General features: G+C 73.0%; 11 protein-coding genes and 1 tRNA gene. 4 read left to right on the top strand and 8 right to left on the bottom strand.

Going from position 1 to position 14,639, the window contains the following annotated elements; genetic code table 11:
• Nucleotides 1-7: 7 nt before the first annotated feature.
• Complete coding sequence (locus tag ACN267_RS01030; protein WP_281895269.1) at nucleotides 8-529, bottom strand: DinB family protein; 522 nt, start codon at nucleotides 527-529, stop codon at nucleotides 8-10.
• Nucleotides 530-631: 102 nt separating this feature from the next.
• Here ACN267_RS01030 and ACN267_RS01025 point away from each other — a divergent pair, with 102 nt between their 5' ends.
• Nucleotides 632-829 carry a hypothetical protein gene (locus tag ACN267_RS01025; RefSeq protein ID WP_088644837.1) on the top strand — a complete coding sequence of 66 codons (198 nt, stop codon included), beginning with the start codon at nucleotides 632-634 and terminating at the stop codon, nucleotides 827-829.
• Nucleotides 830-1,075: 246 nt separating this feature from the next.
• Here the strand turns inward: ACN267_RS01025 and ACN267_RS01020 are convergent, their stop codons facing one another.
• Nucleotides 1,076-2,224 carry a polysaccharide pyruvyl transferase family protein gene (locus tag ACN267_RS01020; RefSeq protein ID WP_204959434.1) on the bottom strand — a complete coding sequence of 383 codons (1,149 nt, stop codon included), beginning with the start codon at nucleotides 2,222-2,224 and terminating at the stop codon, nucleotides 1,076-1,078.
• Nucleotides 2,225-2,762: 538 nt separating this feature from the next.
• On the opposite strand from ACN267_RS01020, the gene ACN267_RS01015 reads away from it, so the two are divergent.
• Nucleotides 2,763-3,722 carry a phosphotransferase family protein gene (locus ACN267_RS01015; RefSeq protein WP_421487710.1) on the top strand — a complete coding sequence of 320 codons (960 nt, stop codon included), beginning with the start codon at nucleotides 2,763-2,765 and terminating at the stop codon, nucleotides 3,720-3,722.
• A 207-nt stretch (nucleotides 3,723-3,929) separates the two neighbouring features.
• Here the strand turns inward: ACN267_RS01015 and ACN267_RS01010 are convergent, their stop codons facing one another.
• The 5 genes from ACN267_RS01010 to ACN267_RS00990 form a co-directional block, all read right to left on the bottom strand.
• Nucleotides 3,930-4,718: an alpha/beta fold hydrolase gene (locus ACN267_RS01010; RefSeq protein WP_421487709.1), complete on the bottom strand. Its 789-nt coding sequence runs from the start codon at nucleotides 4,716-4,718 to the stop codon at nucleotides 3,930-3,932.
• Between the two features lie 149 nt (nucleotides 4,719-4,867).
• Nucleotides 4,868-4,939 (bottom strand) — tRNA-Val (locus ACN267_RS01005).
• Between the two features lie 83 nt (nucleotides 4,940-5,022).
• On the bottom strand, nucleotides 5,023-5,490 hold the full coding sequence (locus tag ACN267_RS01000; protein WP_204959437.1) for a peroxiredoxin: 468 nt from the start codon (nucleotides 5,488-5,490) through the stop codon (nucleotides 5,023-5,025).
• Nucleotides 5,491-5,583: 93 nt separating this feature from the next.
• On the bottom strand, nucleotides 5,584-6,021 hold the full coding sequence (locus ACN267_RS00995) for a DUF3052 domain-containing protein (RefSeq protein ID WP_067315614.1): 438 nt from the start codon (nucleotides 6,019-6,021) through the stop codon (nucleotides 5,584-5,586).
• Between the two features lie 113 nt (nucleotides 6,022-6,134).
• Complete coding sequence (locus ACN267_RS00990; protein WP_421487708.1) at nucleotides 6,135-9,176, bottom strand: thiamine pyrophosphate-dependent enzyme; 3,042 nt, start codon at nucleotides 9,174-9,176, stop codon at nucleotides 6,135-6,137.
• A gap of 295 nt (nucleotides 9,177-9,471) precedes the next feature.
• Between ACN267_RS00990 and ACN267_RS00985 the strand changes: the two genes are divergently transcribed.
• On the top strand, nucleotides 9,472-11,133 hold the full coding sequence (locus ACN267_RS00985; RefSeq protein ID WP_421487707.1) for an alkaline phosphatase D family protein: 1,662 nt from the start codon (nucleotides 9,472-9,474) through the stop codon (nucleotides 11,131-11,133).
• A gap of 56 nt (nucleotides 11,134-11,189) precedes the next feature.
• Here the strand turns inward: ACN267_RS00985 and ACN267_RS00980 are convergent, their stop codons facing one another.
• Complete coding sequence (locus tag ACN267_RS00980; protein WP_168222548.1) at nucleotides 11,190-11,594, bottom strand: YjbQ family protein; 405 nt, start codon at nucleotides 11,592-11,594, stop codon at nucleotides 11,190-11,192.
• A 251-nt stretch (nucleotides 11,595-11,845) separates the two neighbouring features.
• Here ACN267_RS00980 and aceE point away from each other — a divergent pair, with 251 nt between their 5' ends.
• On the top strand, nucleotides 11,846-14,584 hold the full coding sequence (aceE, locus tag ACN267_RS00975) for a pyruvate dehydrogenase (acetyl-transferring), homodimeric type (protein WP_204959439.1): 2,739 nt from the start codon (nucleotides 11,846-11,848) through the stop codon (nucleotides 14,582-14,584).
• The last annotated feature ends 55 nt before the right edge of the window (nucleotides 14,585-14,639 follow it).

Genomic DNA, 14,639 nt, shown 5'->3' with positions numbered 1-14,639 from the left:
CCGTCGCTCAGACCGCGCCGGTGCTGCCGTCGGTCAGCTCACGGAGGATGTCGGCGTGGCCGGCGTGCCGGGCGGTTTCCTCGATCATGTGCACCATGATCCAACGTAGGGACACCTCGCCGAGCTGCGGCTGCGCCACGACATGGTCCAGCGGGAACCGGGCGGCCAGCTCACGGGACCGGGCGCAGGCCCGCTCATAGGCGTCGGCGAGCTGGTCGAGGGTTTCCCCCTCGGCCAGGGCGAAACTGGCCGCCGCGTCCTCCTCGGAGGTCGGGAAGACGTCGCCGGGGGCCGGATCGAGCAGGAACGGGAACCAGTTCCGCTCGACCAGGGTGAGATGCTGCAGGATGCCGGCCAGGGTGGTGGCCGACGGCACCAGCCGGCGGGCCGCCTCGGCGTCGCTCAGGCCCCGTGCCTTGCGCAGCACGATCGCCCGGTGGAAATCGAGGAACGCGTCGAGCACCGCCCGCTCGTCGCCGGTGCGGGCCAGCACCGGGGCGAGCGTCGGATCGATCTGGATTTCCGTCATCAGCGGACGATAGCGGTGGCCGTGCCGTCCCGCTGTCCCCCGGCGAACCCGCCGTCCCCGGCAAACCCTGCGGGCCGGCGGCCGGCTTGGCAGGATGGGCGCATGGCTGCGACGGTACGGATTCCCCTGGCGGACGGCCCGGCTGACGGCGAGGCGGTCGACGTCGAGCTGGACAGCAACGAGCGTCCCCCGCTGACCCACCACCACCTCGGCCCGCAGGGTCTGGTCGACGCCCAGATCTACGAGTTGGAGTCCGCTGGCGACCAGTGGCGCTACCGCTGGCGCGGCCCGGCCGTCTGACCCGACCGGTACGACCGCCCCCGACGGTGCCGGTCGTGCCGGTTCTCAGCCTTGATCGTGCCGGTTTCTCAGCCTTGGTCGTGCCGGTCGTGCCGGAGCCGGCCCTGGTCGTGCCGGTCACCGGTGTCGGGCGGACCGGACGGTCGGGGCCGCCGGTGAAGGCGGTCCCGACCGTCAGGTCCGCCAGTGTGACGGCGGTCCGTTTCGTTGGGGTCGCCGGTCAGGCGGCCATCCGGGGGTCGCCGGTCAGGCGGCCATCCGGGCCAGGGTGCGCGAGCGCAGGCCGTCCAGTACGGCACGGGTGACCTGGGAGGTACCCCGGGCCTGGTCGCACACCTCGGCGACCCGGCGGGCGGTGGCCTCGCGGCGGGCGTCCCGTTCGTCCCAGAGCCTGTCGACCTCCGCCAGCAGCGGACCCTCCACCTCGCGTTCCACGCCGCGCAGCGCCGGCACCCCGAGCCGCTGGGCAAGATCGAAGACCTTCCCCGCGTACGGCAGGGGCAGGAACGGGGTACCGACCATCGCCGCGAAGATCAGGAAGTGCAGCCGCATGCCGACCGCCAGGTCGAAGTGCTTCATCAGGCCGAGCACCTGCCGGGGCGAATAGTCGCCGTGCAGGATGCGCCCCCGGTCGGCGGCGATCATGTGGGACAGCACCCCGTGCGAGTGCCGGATGTCGTCGCGTTCCATCGGGACGAACAGCACGTGCGCGTCGATCCGCTGCACCAGGAAGTCGCCGATCTGGGCGAGCAACCGATGGTACCCGTCGACGTCCAGTCGTTCGGCCGCCCGCCCCGGCTCCCGGACACTCAGCCCGACCAGCCGCTTTCCGGCGGGAACCCCTTCCTCGCGCAGCAGCCGGGCGGGGAAGTCCTCCGGCTCCAGCAGGAACGCCGGGTCGGCGGTGACGGTGATCGGATTGAGCAGTCCCGCCTCCTCCAGCACCATCCGGGACTCCTGGTCGCGGACGGTCACCTCGGTCGCCCCGGCCAGCGTCTCCCGGACCATGCCGGTGTCCACCCCGTCGTTGAGCGGACCGACACCCACCGCGTACGTCAGCAGGGGCAGACCGCGTTCCTGGGCGACCCGGACCACCCGCAGGTAACGGCGGGCTTCCTTGTCGTACAGGATGCCGCCGCCGCCGAGAATCAGCAGGTCGAGTTGGCCGAGCACCTCGGCCGAGTCGACCCGGCTGACACCCTCCCAGGGCACCGCCTCGACGTCGGGATGGGCCAGCGCGGTGTGCGCCGGGTTACGGGAGAACACGATGATCCGCGCATTCGGCTCCTGCTCCCGCAGATCGGCCAGCAGACCGGTGAGGATCGCCTCGTCCCCCAGGTTCCGACCGCCGTACGAGCCGAGCACACCGATGGTCAAGCCGGTGGGACCCCTCATCCGTCACTCCTCCCCAGGACCGTCCCGCCGCGCATTCCCCCTCCCACCCCACCCATGCCCCGACCCCGCTCCCCTACCGCTCCGGCTCCCACCCCGGCCCCACCCCTGGCCCCGGCGATCAAGAGGTTTGCGTCAACCCATCCGCTGTTTCCGCCCCAAACCTCTTGATCAGCCGGCGACAACGAGGGAGTGGACGGATGACCAAGAGGTTTGCGTCAACCTGCACCGCCCGGCCGACCCAAACCTCTTGATCAACAGGGACAACAAGGGAGTCAGCGGTTGACCAAGAGGTTTGCGTCAACCTGTACCGCTTGACTGACGCAAACCTCTTGATCAACGGAGACATCGACGACGGCGGAGGGGTGATCAAGAGGTTTGCGTCGGTTCGGGACGGGCTGTTGACGTAAAGCTCTTGATCACGGAGGGGGCCGGGGCGAGGAGCAGAGGCTGAGGTGGGAGCGGGAGCTGGGCCGGGGGCGGGTGGGGGGGGTGGGGTAATCGGGTTGCTGGGGGTGGGGGTGCTCGCCAGGGTGGGGGGATGGCGGGTATGGGTACGGGCGGGGGCAGGATCGGGTGGGATGAGCTGCCCGGGCATGTCCGGCACGCGGTGGAGCGGATCATCGGTGACCGGGTGGTCGAGGCGGTCTCCCAGCCTGGCGGCTACTCCCCGGGCACCGCCGACCGGGTGCGGACCGCCGGTGGTCGACGGGCGTTCGTCAAGGCGGTCAGCCCGGCGCAGAACCCGGACAGCCCACGGATGCACCGCGCCGAGGCCCGGCACACCGCAGCGCTGCCCCCGGCCGCGCCGACGCCCCGGCTGCTCGGGTGTCACGACGACGGCGAGTGGGTGGCGCTCGTGTTGACCGACGTGGACGGACGACACCCGTACACCCCCTGGCGGGACGCCGAACTCGACTTGACGCTGCGTACGCTGGAAACCCTGGCCGGGACGCTCACGCCGAACCCGGTGCCGGACACGCCGACCGCCGCCGAACGGCTGGCCCACGATTTCGGCGGCTGGCGGCGGATCGTCGCCGACCCGCCGCCCCGGCTCGACCCGTGGGTCGCCGGGCACCTCGACGAGTTGTGCGCGGCGGCCGACCGGGGGCTGACCGGGCTGACCGGGGACACCCTGTGCCATCTGGACGTGCGGGCCGACAACCTGTTGATCGGCCCGGACGGCACGGTCACCGTGGTGGACTGGCCGTGGGCCTGCCGGGGCCCCGCCTGGCTGGACACGGCGTTGCTGCTGGTCAACGTACGGTTGCACGGCGGGCACGACACCGAGGCGCTGCTGCGCCGGCTGCCGCTCACCGCCGGGGCCGACCCGGCCGCCCTGACCGGTTTCTACGCCGGGCTGGCCGGCTTCTTCACCGACAGCGCGCGCCGCCCGCCGCCGCCCAACATTCCCACCGTCCGCGCCTTCCAGCAGGCCCAGGCCGACGCTCTGCTGCCCTGGCTGCGCCACCGCCTCTCCCGCCCGCAGAATGCTGGCTGATCAAGAGGTTCGCGTCACCGCCAGCGGATTCCGTGACGCAAACCTCTTGATCAACGCGGACGGGCGACGGAAGGCAGCGCGCGGACGGGCGACGGAAGGCAGCGCGCGGATGGGCGATGGAAGGCAGGGCGCGGGCGGGCGGTGGAAGGCAGGGCGCGGACGGGCGGGCGGTGGAAGGGGCGCGGGCGGGGGGAGAGAGGCCGGGGGTCAGTGGAGTTGGTGGGTGAGGAAGGGGAGAACGAGGTGGGGTAGCAGGGGGGTGGTGGGGATGTCCTGGTGGGTGAGGCCGGGGAGGATCGCGAGGCGGGAGGTCGGACGCGAGGTGCCGTCGCCGCCCGGGTCACGGTGCCCACCGCCGAGCAGCCCGTAGAACTCGGCCATGTGGGCGACCGGGATCGCGTCCGCGTCGGCGAAGACCAGCAGGGTCGGTACGGCCAGCGCCGCCACCTGCGGTGTCCAGTCGTACTCGCGGCGGAGCAGGTCACCGGTCTTGGCCCAGAGCACCGGCCAGTCCTGCGGCCGGGGGGCGATCCGCGTGTAGAGCTGGTGCGGGGGCGTGCCGCGCATCCGTTCGCCGGCCCGCTCGTCCTGGCCGGACATGGCGGCCAGCACCCCGGGATACCAACCCCGCCGCCGGAACGGGGTGGAGACCAGCACCAGCCGGCGTACCAGGTCCGGATGCTGGACGGCGGTCCGCAGCGCCACCCCGCCGCCCAGGGAGTAGCCGAGCAGCTGCGCCCCGGGCAGGCCGAGGTGCCGCAGCAGCGCGGCGACGTCGTCGGCCATCGTCTCGTAGCGCAGTGGACGGTCCACGTCGGCGGTCCGACCGTGCCCCTGAAGGTCGACCGCGATCACCCGACGGCGGTGGGCCAGCGCCGGCAGGATCGGGGCGAACATCTCCGCCGCGCCGTAGCCGCCGTGCAGCAGCACCAGCGGGGGTCCGTCACCGTGTTCGTCGTACCAGAGCCGCAGCCCGTTGACGTCGGCATAGCTCACCGGGGTCTCCTCCGACCTGCTCCGGGCCTCGGGCCGGCCGGGACGCCCTGACGGCGACCCCGCGGACCTGCGGCGGGACGGGCGCGGGGTGGGAGGGGTACGGGCGCGTCGGCAGGGCCGGTGACCTGCGGGTTCGCGGTGGTGCGGGGTGGGCGCGGCAGGTTTCGAACCTGCGACCCCCCGCTTGTAAGGCGGGTGCTCTCCCACTGAGCTACGCGCCCGGAACGCCCGTGCGGGCGGGCCGGTGGCTGGCAAGCTTACCTGCCGGCCGCCGGCCCGTCGCAACGGTATGCCCGGAGACCGGTCAGGCGGCGACCGTGTCGGCGAGGGCCTTGCGCCAGCTCTGCTGGTCGCGCGCCTCACCCGGCATGTTCATCTCGGCGAACCGGACGATGCCGGCCTTGTCGATGACGAAGGTGCCCCGGTTGGCGATGCCGGCGAGGTCGTTGAAGACGCCGTACGCCTGGGCGACCGCCCCGTGCGGCCAGAAGTCGGCCAGCAGCGGGAACTGGTAGCCCTCCTTCTCGGCCCAGATCTTGTGCGCGTAGATCGAGTCGACGCTGACGGTGAGCACCTGCACGTCGTCGTTGACGTAGTCGTTGAGGTTGTCCCGCACCTCGCACAGCTCGCCCTGGCAGATGCCGGTGAAGGCGAGCGGGTAGAAGACCAGCAGCACGGTGCGGTTGCCCCGGTAGTCCGAGAGCCGTACCTCCTGGTTGTTCTGGTCCTTCAGCAGGAAGTCGGGTGCCTCGGCACCAACCTCGATCGGCATGCGAACTCCTTGGGTCGAGTCTGAGGTGGGTCCAGCCTGCCACACCCGTGGGCGATGCCCCGGGTGCGGGATTGCTCAGTCGCGTACGGCCTACTACTTGCGGCCCTTGGATCCGCGGCGCAGCACGAGCCGGGCACCGCTCCAGTCCTTGCCGGCGTTGAGGGTCGAGGTCTGCTGGAGCCCCGCGGTCTGCGCCGACTCGGCGACCTCGCTCGGCTCGACGTGCCCGTCCCGGCCGGCCTTCGGGGTCAGCAGCCACACGACTCCGGCGTCGGCCAGCGGACCGAGGGCGTCGACGAGGAGCTCGAAGAGGTCACCGTCACCGTCGCGGTACCAGACGAGCACCGCGTCGACCACCTCGTCGGTGTCCTCGTCGACCAGTTCTCCACAGCGGTCGGTCAGGGCGTCCCGGAGATCCTGGTCGACGTCCTCGTCGTACCCCATCTCCATGACGACCATGCCCGGTTCGATCCCGAACCGGTCCGCCAGGAGACGTACCCCGTCGGCGGCCTGACCAGCGGTCGCGCTCACTGTCGCGTGCCTCCTCATCTCGTCCCTGCCCGGCGGCGTCGCGGTGACGCCGTCAGGCAGAGTCCACACAGTTGTGGTCCGTCGCGCAAGTGGCGCACCGGGTGGAACGGAATTTACCGTGCCAGCAGCGTACGGGCACCCTGGGTAATGGCATCCTCGGAGACCAGGACCTGACGGGCAGCCGGACCTAATGGTACAAACGAGTCAACTGCCGCCACCCGCCGCGCCGCCCCCACGTATCCCGCGTCGACCAGCGCCGCGAGAATGCCCTCGCCCACCCCGCCGGAGCGCCGCGTCTCGTCCACCACCAGCACCCGCCCGGTCACCGACGCCTCCCGGATCAGGTCCGCCACCGGCAGCGGAGCCAGCCACCGCAGGTCCACCACCCGGCAGCCGATCCCCTCGTCGGCCAGGGTCGACGCCGCCCGCAGCGACATCCGCACCCCGTTACCGAACGTGACGATGGTGACGTCCTCGGCGGAGCCGACGCCGTACACCCGGGCCCGGCCGATCGGGGCGTGACCGGCAGCCCAGGCGGACGGCTCAGCGTAGGCGCCCAGCCACTCACCGTCACCAGCCTCGTACAGATCCCGAGTGTGGTAGAGGGCGATCGGCTCCAGGAACACCGAGACCGTGCCGTCCACCACCGCGGCGGCCAGGCAGGTCCGCAGCAGCGGCCCGGCCTCGTCCGGCCGCGCCGGCACCGCGACCACCAGACCGGGCACGTCCCGCAGTACGGCCACCGAGTTGTCGTTGTGGAAGTGCCCCCCGAACCCCTCCTGGTACGCCAGCCCCGGCACCCGCACCACCATCGGGTTGCGGAACGCCCCCTGCGAGAAGAACTGCAACGTGGCCGCCTCGCCCCGCAACTGGTCCTCGGCGTTGTGCAGGTACGCCAGGTACTGGATCTCCGGCACCGGCAGCATCCCGGCCAGCCCGGCGCCCAGCCCCAGCCCCAGCACCGACGTCTCGTCCAGCAGGGTGTCGAAGACCCGGGCCGCCCCGAACCGCTCCCGCAGCCCCTTGGTCACCCCGTACACCCCGCCCTTGGCGGCGACGTCCTCGCCGAAGACCGCCAACTGCGGATGGCTGAGCATCCCGTCGGCGAGGGCCGCGTTGATGCTCTGCGCGAGGGTCAACGGGCCGGCCAGTTCCGGCGGCTTGCCGCCGAACGCCTCCGCCCGGCCGGCCGCGTCCGGTCCGGCCGCCCGCTGGGCGGCCTGCGCCACGGCGGCGGCGACCCGCGACGGCCGGCGCGGCGACAGCGGGGCCACCACCTCGGCCACCGCGGCCAGCTTCGGCTCGTCGAGCACCTCCTCGGCGGTCCGTCGCACCTGCCAGCCCCGCTCGTCGTAGCGGGCCAGCAACTCCTCCCCGGTGGCCACCCCGGCCTCGACGAGCAGCCGGGCGGTGGCCAGCACCGGGTCGCGCGCCTCGTCGGCGGCGATCTCGGCGGTGCTGCGGTACGCCTGCTCGGCGTCGGCACCGGCGTGGCCCAGCAACCGCACGGTACGCAGGTGCAGCACCGCCGGGCGACGGTGCCGCCGCACCCAGCCGGCGGCCTCGGCGGCCACCGCGTGCACGGCCACCGGATCAGTGCCGTCGGCGGTGAAGTACCGCACCCCCGGCCGGGCCCGCAGGGTCCGCTCCACCCAGCCCTCCGGTGACCGGACGCTGATGCCCAGGCCGTTGTCCTCGCAGACGAAGAGCACCGGGATCCGCAGGCCGGTGTGGTCGTACCAGCCGGCGGTGTTGAAGGCGGCGGTGGCGCTGGCGTGGTTGACCGAGGCGTCGCCGAACGAACAGACGACGATGGCGTCCCGGGGCCACGGCGAGCGCGGCGGGCCGTCCGGGTCGTCGCGCCGGCCGGCGGTGTCCATCCGGCGTAGCCGCTCCACGGCCAGCCCCAACCCGACCGCCCGGGGCAGGTGCGAGGCGATGGTGGAGGTGGTCGGCACCACGGCCAGGTCGGCGCGGCCGAAGACCTTGTGCCGGCCCCCGGCGATCGGGTCCCGGGTCGAGGCGACCATGCCGCGCAGCACGTCCCGGGCCGCCCCGGCGTACGCCTCCTGCCATCCGTCCCGGTCCGGGCCGCCCGCCGGGTCGGCCACCGCCGGCTCGGGGCGAGGGCCGGTGGCGACGGAGGTTCCGGGCCCGACGTCGGCCGGGTCTCCCGCCGGGCCGGGCGGGTCGGCGGCGGAACCGGCGGACATGACGGTCTGAGCGGAACCGGCGGACGTGACGGTCTGACCGGTGGGGACGGCTGCTACCGGGGTGGCGGTCCGCTGGCGGGGCACCGGCTCGGCGGTGCCGTCGGCACCCACCCGGTAGGCGACCGCTCCGGCCGGGGACGGCGGCACGGCGAGGCCGTCGACCGCGTCCGCGTCCGGCGGGCCGGCGTCAGGGGTTCCCGACGACGCGGCAACGGCGTCCGGCAGACCGGTCGACGGGCCGGCGGCGTCCGGGGCTCCGGGCGGCGCGGCGACGGCGTGCGACGCCCCGGTGACCGCCGGGGAACCGGGCGCGTCCGGGTGACCGGGCCGGGAGCCGGCGTCCGGACCTGCGGCGGGCGGGCCGGTGTGGTGCGCTCCGGCGGGCGCGGGGACGTCGTCGACCGCCGGGTGGCCGCCGTCGGTGGGGACGTCGGCCGGCCGACTGCCGCCGTCGGGGGTGTCGGTCGGCTCATGGACGCCGTCGGGGGTGTCGGTCGGCTCATGGACGCCGTCGGGGTCTCCGGTCGTCGGCTGGTCGTCGGCGTCCGGGTCACCGGTCGCCGCCGCGAGATCCCCGCCGGTCCCGGCGTCGCCGCCGGGGAAGTCGCCGGCGGCCTGGGCGGCGCGTAGGCAGTAGAACGCGCCGGAGCGGTAGTGCAGCAGGGCGGGGTCGGTGGGGCGCAGCGCGGCGGCCACCGCCGCGTTGGCCTCGTGCCCGGCCGAGCCGATCGTGTAGAAGCCCTCGTCGAAGCTGCGCAGCCACCGCGCGGCCAGGTCGAGCTGGCGGCTGGTCACCTGCGCGTCGAACAGGGCGAGCACCTGTCGCCCGGTCAGCGCGGCACCGGGCCGGACGGGTTGCCCGGGGTCACGCCGCCGCTCGGGCTCGGGCAACGCGCCCAGGGTCTCCCGGAACCGGTCGTCGAGATCTTGCGGGGTGGTCACGCGATCAGCATTACCGACGGAGGCCACGGTCGCCCAGTCAGACACGACCCGACCGGGCCACGACGCCGGGCCGCACCCCGCTGTGGACGGTCCCGTGGGGCACCGTCCCGCCCCGTTTCCGCAGTGTGGACAGCCTGCCCGCTGGTCGGGCGACGGGCCGGCGCGGCGGGCACCCGGTCCGCCGGACGCTGTTCGGCTGCCGGAGACGGTGCCGGTCTCCGATCGTCACCTGACGGCCACCGTGGGTCGCGACGCTGCCGGGGTCAGGAACGCACCGGACCCTGGGGAGGCTCCCATGGCACTGTCCCGACGTACCGTCCTGCTCTCCGGCGCGGCGCTCGGCGCGGTCGGCGCGACCGGCGGCCGGTCCACGCCCGCCGACGCCGCCGACGGCCGTCCCGCCCGGCCGGCGGTGCCGGCCCGGCACCGGCCGCTGGTCTGGCCGTTCACCCTCGGGGTGGCCTCCGGTGACCCCGACCACCAGGGGGTGGTGCTGTGGACCCGGCTGGCGCCGCAGCCGTTGGCCGAGGACGGCCTGGGCGGCATGCCCGGCCGGACGGTCGAGGTGCAGTGGGAGGTCGCCGCCGACGCACTGTTCCGGCACGTCGTCCAGCGGGGTACCCAGACCGCCCGGCCCGAGGCGGCGCACAGCGTGCACGTCGAGCTGACCGGGCTGCTGCCGGGACGGGAGTACTTCTACCGGTTCCGGGCCGAGGGGCACCTCTCCCCCACCGCGCGCACCCGGACCGCGCCCGACCCGGCGTCCCTGCCCACCGCGCTGGCGATGGGTTTCGTCTCCTGCTCCCACTACGAGCAGGGGTACTTCACCGCGTACCGGCGGCTGGCCGAGAGCGCGCCGGAGCTGATCCTGCACCTCGGCGACTACCAGTACGAGTACGCCCGGGAGTACGGCCCGGACCGGCCGCGCGGGCACGAGGGGCCGGAGACCCGGACGCTGGCCAACTACCGGCAGCGGCACGCCCAGTACAAGACCGATCCGGATCTGCAGGCGGCGCACGCGGTGGCCCCCTGGGCGGTGGTCTTCGACGATCATGAGGTGGAGAACAACTGGGCCGGCGCGGTGCCGGAGGAGCCGGACCCGGACTTCCTGGCCCGGCGGGCCGCCGCCTTCCAGGCGTACCACGAGAACATGCCGTTGCGGCGGTCCTCGGTGCCGCGCGGTCCGGACATCGCGCTGTACCGGCGGTTGCGCTGGGGTCGGCTGGCCACCTTCCACCTGCTCGACACCCGGCAGTACCGGGACGACCAGGCGTGCGGGGACGGCTACCGGGACTGCCCGGCGGCGGCCGACCCGGGTCGCACCATCACCGGGACGGCGCAGGAGCAGTGGCTGCTGGACGGGTTCCGCCGCTCCGACACCCGCTGGGACCTGCTCGCCCAGCAGGTGTTCTTCGCCGCCCGCGACCGTGACCCCGGGCCGACCCGGCTGGCCAGCATGGACGCCTGGGACGGCTACCTGGCCTCCCGGGACCGGATCACCAGGGGCTGGGTGGCCGCCGGGGTCCGCAACCCGGTGGTGCTCACCGGCGACGTGCACGCGCACTGGGCGGCCGACCTGAAGCTGGACTACCTCGACCCGGCGGCGCGGACGGTCGGCACCGAGCTGGTCTGTTCCTCGGTCACCTCGGGCGGGGACGGTTTCGACTCGGCCAGCGGCTCGCACCCGTGGCTGCGGACCAACCCGCACCTGCGGTTCCAGAACGACCTGCGCGGTTTCGTCCGGACCACGATCACCCCCGCGCAGCTCAGTGCGGACTTCATGGTGCTGCCGTACGTGAGCCGGGCGGGTGCGCCGGCGTACCCCCGGGCGTCGTTCGTGGTCGAGGACCGGGTGCCCGGCCTGCACCAGACGTACGACCGGCCGCCGTCCACCGCCCGCGTCCGGCCGGTGGACCGGGACCGCTACACGGTCGAGACGGAGACCGGGCTGCGCTGATCGCGGCCGGTCGGGGCCCTGGGCGCCGGCCGGGCGTCGGCCGGGGCCGGGGCGGGTCAGCCGGGGAGGAAGGAGAAGCGGACCTGGCGCGACGGGTTGTCGCCGTTGGGGTCGACCAGGCAGACCGACTGCCAGGTGCCGAGTTGGAGCCGGCCGCCGAGCACCGGCAGCGTCGCGTACGGCGGGACGAAGGCGGGCAGCACGTGGTCGCGGCCGTGGCCGGGCGAGCCGTGCCGGTGCCGCCAACGGTCGTCGGTGGGCAGCAGGTCGTCCAGGGCCCGCAGCAGGTCGTCGTCGGAGCCGGCGCCGGTCTCGATGATCGCCACCCCGGCGGTGGCGTGCGGCACGAAGACGTGCAGCAGGCCGTCGCCCTGCCCGGCGACGAACCGTTCGGCCTCGGCCGTGATGTCGGCGACGGTGGGACGGGAACCGGTCCGGACGGTGATCACCTCACTGCGCATAGGGCGGATTCTGCCGCATGCGTCGCACTGCCGCCGCCGCCCGGGGGCGCTGCCGCCGCCGTCCGGGGGCGCTATCGCCGCCCGCCCGGGGGCGCTGGCGGTCCCCGGCGACGGCGCGGCCGTCCACGCAAAGTTACCGACGGGTACCTGTGTTCAGCGTCGCGTCTGAGGGAGCTACAGGTGACGCCGGGTGCCACCAGAGGGCAGGATGGCGCTAGAGACCTATCCCACACACAACCGAGGGAACGCCTGTGGCTACGGAACGCAAGCGCCCGGTGATCACCGCTGGTCTGCCGAGCCAGCTTCCGGACATCGACCCTGAAGAGACCGGCGAATGGGTCGAGTCGCTCGACGGTGTCATCGACGAGCGCGGAACCAAGCGCGCCCGGTACGTCATGCTGAGCCTGCTGGAGCGGGCCCGCGAGCGGCAGGTCGGGGTTCCGTCCCTGACCACCACCGACTACATCAACACGATCGCCCCGGAGCAGGAACCCTGGTTCCCGGGTGACGAGCACATCGAGCGACGGATCCGGGCGTACGTCAGGTGGAACGCGGCGATGCTGGTGCACCGGGCGCAGCGGCCGGAGATCGGCGTCGGCGGGCACATCTCCACCTTCGCCAGCTCCGCCTCCCTCTACGAGGTGGGCTTCAACCACTTCTTCCGGGGCAAGAACCACCCGGGCGGCGGGGACCACATCTTCTACCAGGGCCACGCCTCTCCCGGCATGTACGGGCGGGCGTTCCTGGAGGGCCGGCTCTCGGAGGACCAGCTCGACGGGTTCCGGCAGGAGCTGTCGCACCCGGGCGGCGGGCTGCCGTCGTACCCGCACCCGCGGCTGATGCCGGACTTCTGGGAGTTCCCCACGGTGTCCATGGGCCTGGGCCCGCTGAACGCGATCTACCAGGCCCGGTTCAACCGCTACCTGCACCACCGGGGCATCAAGGACACCTCCCAGCAGCACGTCTGGGCGTTCCTCGGCGACGGCGAGATGGACGAGGTGGAGTCGCTCGGCGCGATCGGCGTGGCCGCCCGCGAGGAGCTGGACAACCTCACCTTCGTGATCAACTGCAACCTCCAGCGGCTGGACGGCCCGGTCCGGGGCAACGGCAAGGTGATGCAGGAGCTGGAGGCGTTCTTCCGGGGCGCCGGCTGGAACGTGATCAAGGTGGTCTGGGGCCGGGAGTGGGACCCGCTGCTCGCCGCGGACACCGACGGCGCGCTGGTCAACCTGATGAACACCACCCCCGACGGCGACTACCAGACCTACAAGGCGGAGTCCGGGGCGTACGTGCGGGAGCACTTCTTCGGCCGCGACCAGCGGACCCGCAGGATGGTCGAGCACCTGTCCGACGACGAGATCTGGAACCTCAAGCGGGGCGGGCACGACTACCGCAAGCTCTACGCGGCCTACAAGGCGGCCACCGAGCACACCGGGCAGCCGACCGTCATCCTGGCCAAGACCATCAAGGGTTGGACGCTGGGCTCGCACTTCGAGGGCCGTAACGCCACGCACCAGATGAAGAAGCTGACGCTTGACGACCTCAAGCTGTTCCGCGACCGCCTCTATCTGGACATCCCGGACAAGGTGCTGGAGGAGAACCCGTACCTGCCGCCGTACTACACCCCTGGCGAGTCCTCCGACGAGCTGGCCTACCTGCGGGAGCGGCGCGAGCAGCTCGGCGGTTTCCTGCCGTCGCGGCGGACCAGCCACAAGAAGCTGGCGATCCCGGGGCCGGAGCGGTTCGCCGACGTCAAGCGCGGTTCGGGCAAGCAGAAGGTGGCCACCACGATGGCCTTCGTCCGCCTGCTCAAGGACATCATGAAGGACAAGGAGTTCGGCAAGCGCTGGGTGCCGATCATCCCGGACGAGGCGCGCACCTTCGGCCTCGACTCGATCTTCCCGACCGCGAAGATCTACTCGCCGCACGGCCAGCGGTACACCTCGGTCGACCGGGACCTGTTCCTGTCCTACAAGGAGTCGACCACCGGGCAGATCCTGCACGAGGGGATCAACGAGGCCGGCTCGGTCGCCTCGTTCACCGCCGCCGGCACCGCGTACGCCACCCACGACGAGCCGATGATCCCGATGTACATCTTCTATTCGATGTTCGGGTTCCAGCGCACCGGTGACGGCTTCTGGGCGGCGGCCGACCAGATGGCCCGGGGCTTCGTCCTCGGCGCGACGGCCGGGCGGACCACGCTCAACGGTGAGGGTCTCCAGCACGAGGACGGCCACTCGCTGCTGCTGGCCGCCACCAACCCGGCGGTGGTCGCCTACGACGCGGCGTTCGCCTTCGAGCTGGCCCACATCGTCGAGAACGGCCTGCACCGGATGTACGGCGAGGAGCAGGAGAACATCTTCTACTACCTCACCATCTACAACGAGCCCATCCACCAGCCGGTGGAGCCGGCCGACGTGGACGTCGACGGGCTGCTCAAGGGCATCTACCGCTACGCGCCGGCCCCGCAGGTCGACGGCCCGAAGGCGAACATCCTGGCCTCCGGCACCGGCATGCAGTGGGCGCTCAAGGCGCAGCAGCTGCTCGCCCAGGACTGGGGGGTGGCCGCCGACGTCTGGTCGGTGACCTCCTGGACGGAGCTGCGCCGGGACGCGGTGCTCTGCGAGGAGCACAACCTGCTCAACCCGGGCGCGGAGCAGCGGGTGCCGTACATCGCGCAGAAGCTGGCCGACGCCGACGGGCCGAAGGTCGCGGTCAGCGACTGGATGCGCGCGGTACCGGACCTGATCGCCCGTTGGGTACCTGGCGACTACACCTCGCTCGGCACCGACGGCTTCGGCATGTCGGACACCCGGCACGCGCTGCGGCGGCACTTCCACGTCGACGCCGAGTCGGTGGCGGTGGCGACGCTGCGGCAGCTCGCCCTGCGCGGCACGGTGCCGGCCGGTGTCCCGGCCGAGGCCGCCAAGAAGTACGCGATCGACGACGTCAACGCCGCCCCGGTCGGCGAGACCGGCGGGGACAGCTAGTCCCCGAGGTACGACGCAGGGCCCGGCGCACCGCGCCGGGCCCTTCCGCGTCGCC

The sequence above is a fragment of the Micromonospora sp. WMMD734 genome, assembly GCF_049178975.1.
In the GTDB taxonomy this organism is placed as follows: domain Bacteria; phylum Actinomycetota; class Actinomycetes; order Mycobacteriales; family Micromonosporaceae; genus Micromonospora; species Micromonospora wenchangensis.
The sequence above is the reverse complement of the archived record's forward strand: the minus strand, read 5'-3'. Positions and strand labels throughout refer to the sequence as shown.

What these genes read in the sequence shown, in the direction of transcription:
- ACN267_RS00980 (WP_168222548.1), bottom strand. Translation starts at nt 11,594, where the DNA reads ATGCGCAGTGAGGTGATCACCGTCCGGACCGGTTCCCGTCCCACCGTC.
- ACN267_RS01015 (WP_421487710.1), top strand. Translation starts at nt 2,763, where the DNA reads ATGGCGGGTATGGGTACGGGCGGGGGCAGGATCGGGTGGGATGAGCTG.
- ACN267_RS00985 (WP_421487707.1), top strand. Translation starts at nt 9,472, where the DNA reads ATGGCACTGTCCCGACGTACCGTCCTGCTCTCCGGCGCGGCGCTCGGC.
- ACN267_RS01030 (WP_281895269.1), bottom strand. Translation starts at nt 529, where the DNA reads ATGACGGAAATCCAGATCGATCCGACGCTCGCCCCGGTGCTGGCCCGC.
- ACN267_RS01000 (WP_204959437.1), bottom strand. Translation starts at nt 5,490, where the DNA reads ATGCCGATCGAGGTTGGTGCCGAGGCACCCGACTTCCTGCTGAAGGAC.
- ACN267_RS01025 (WP_088644837.1), top strand. Translation starts at nt 632, where the DNA reads ATGGCTGCGACGGTACGGATTCCCCTGGCGGACGGCCCGGCTGACGGC.
- ACN267_RS01020 (WP_204959434.1), bottom strand. Translation starts at nt 2,224, where the DNA reads ATGAGGGGTCCCACCGGCTTGACCATCGGTGTGCTCGGCTCGTACGGC.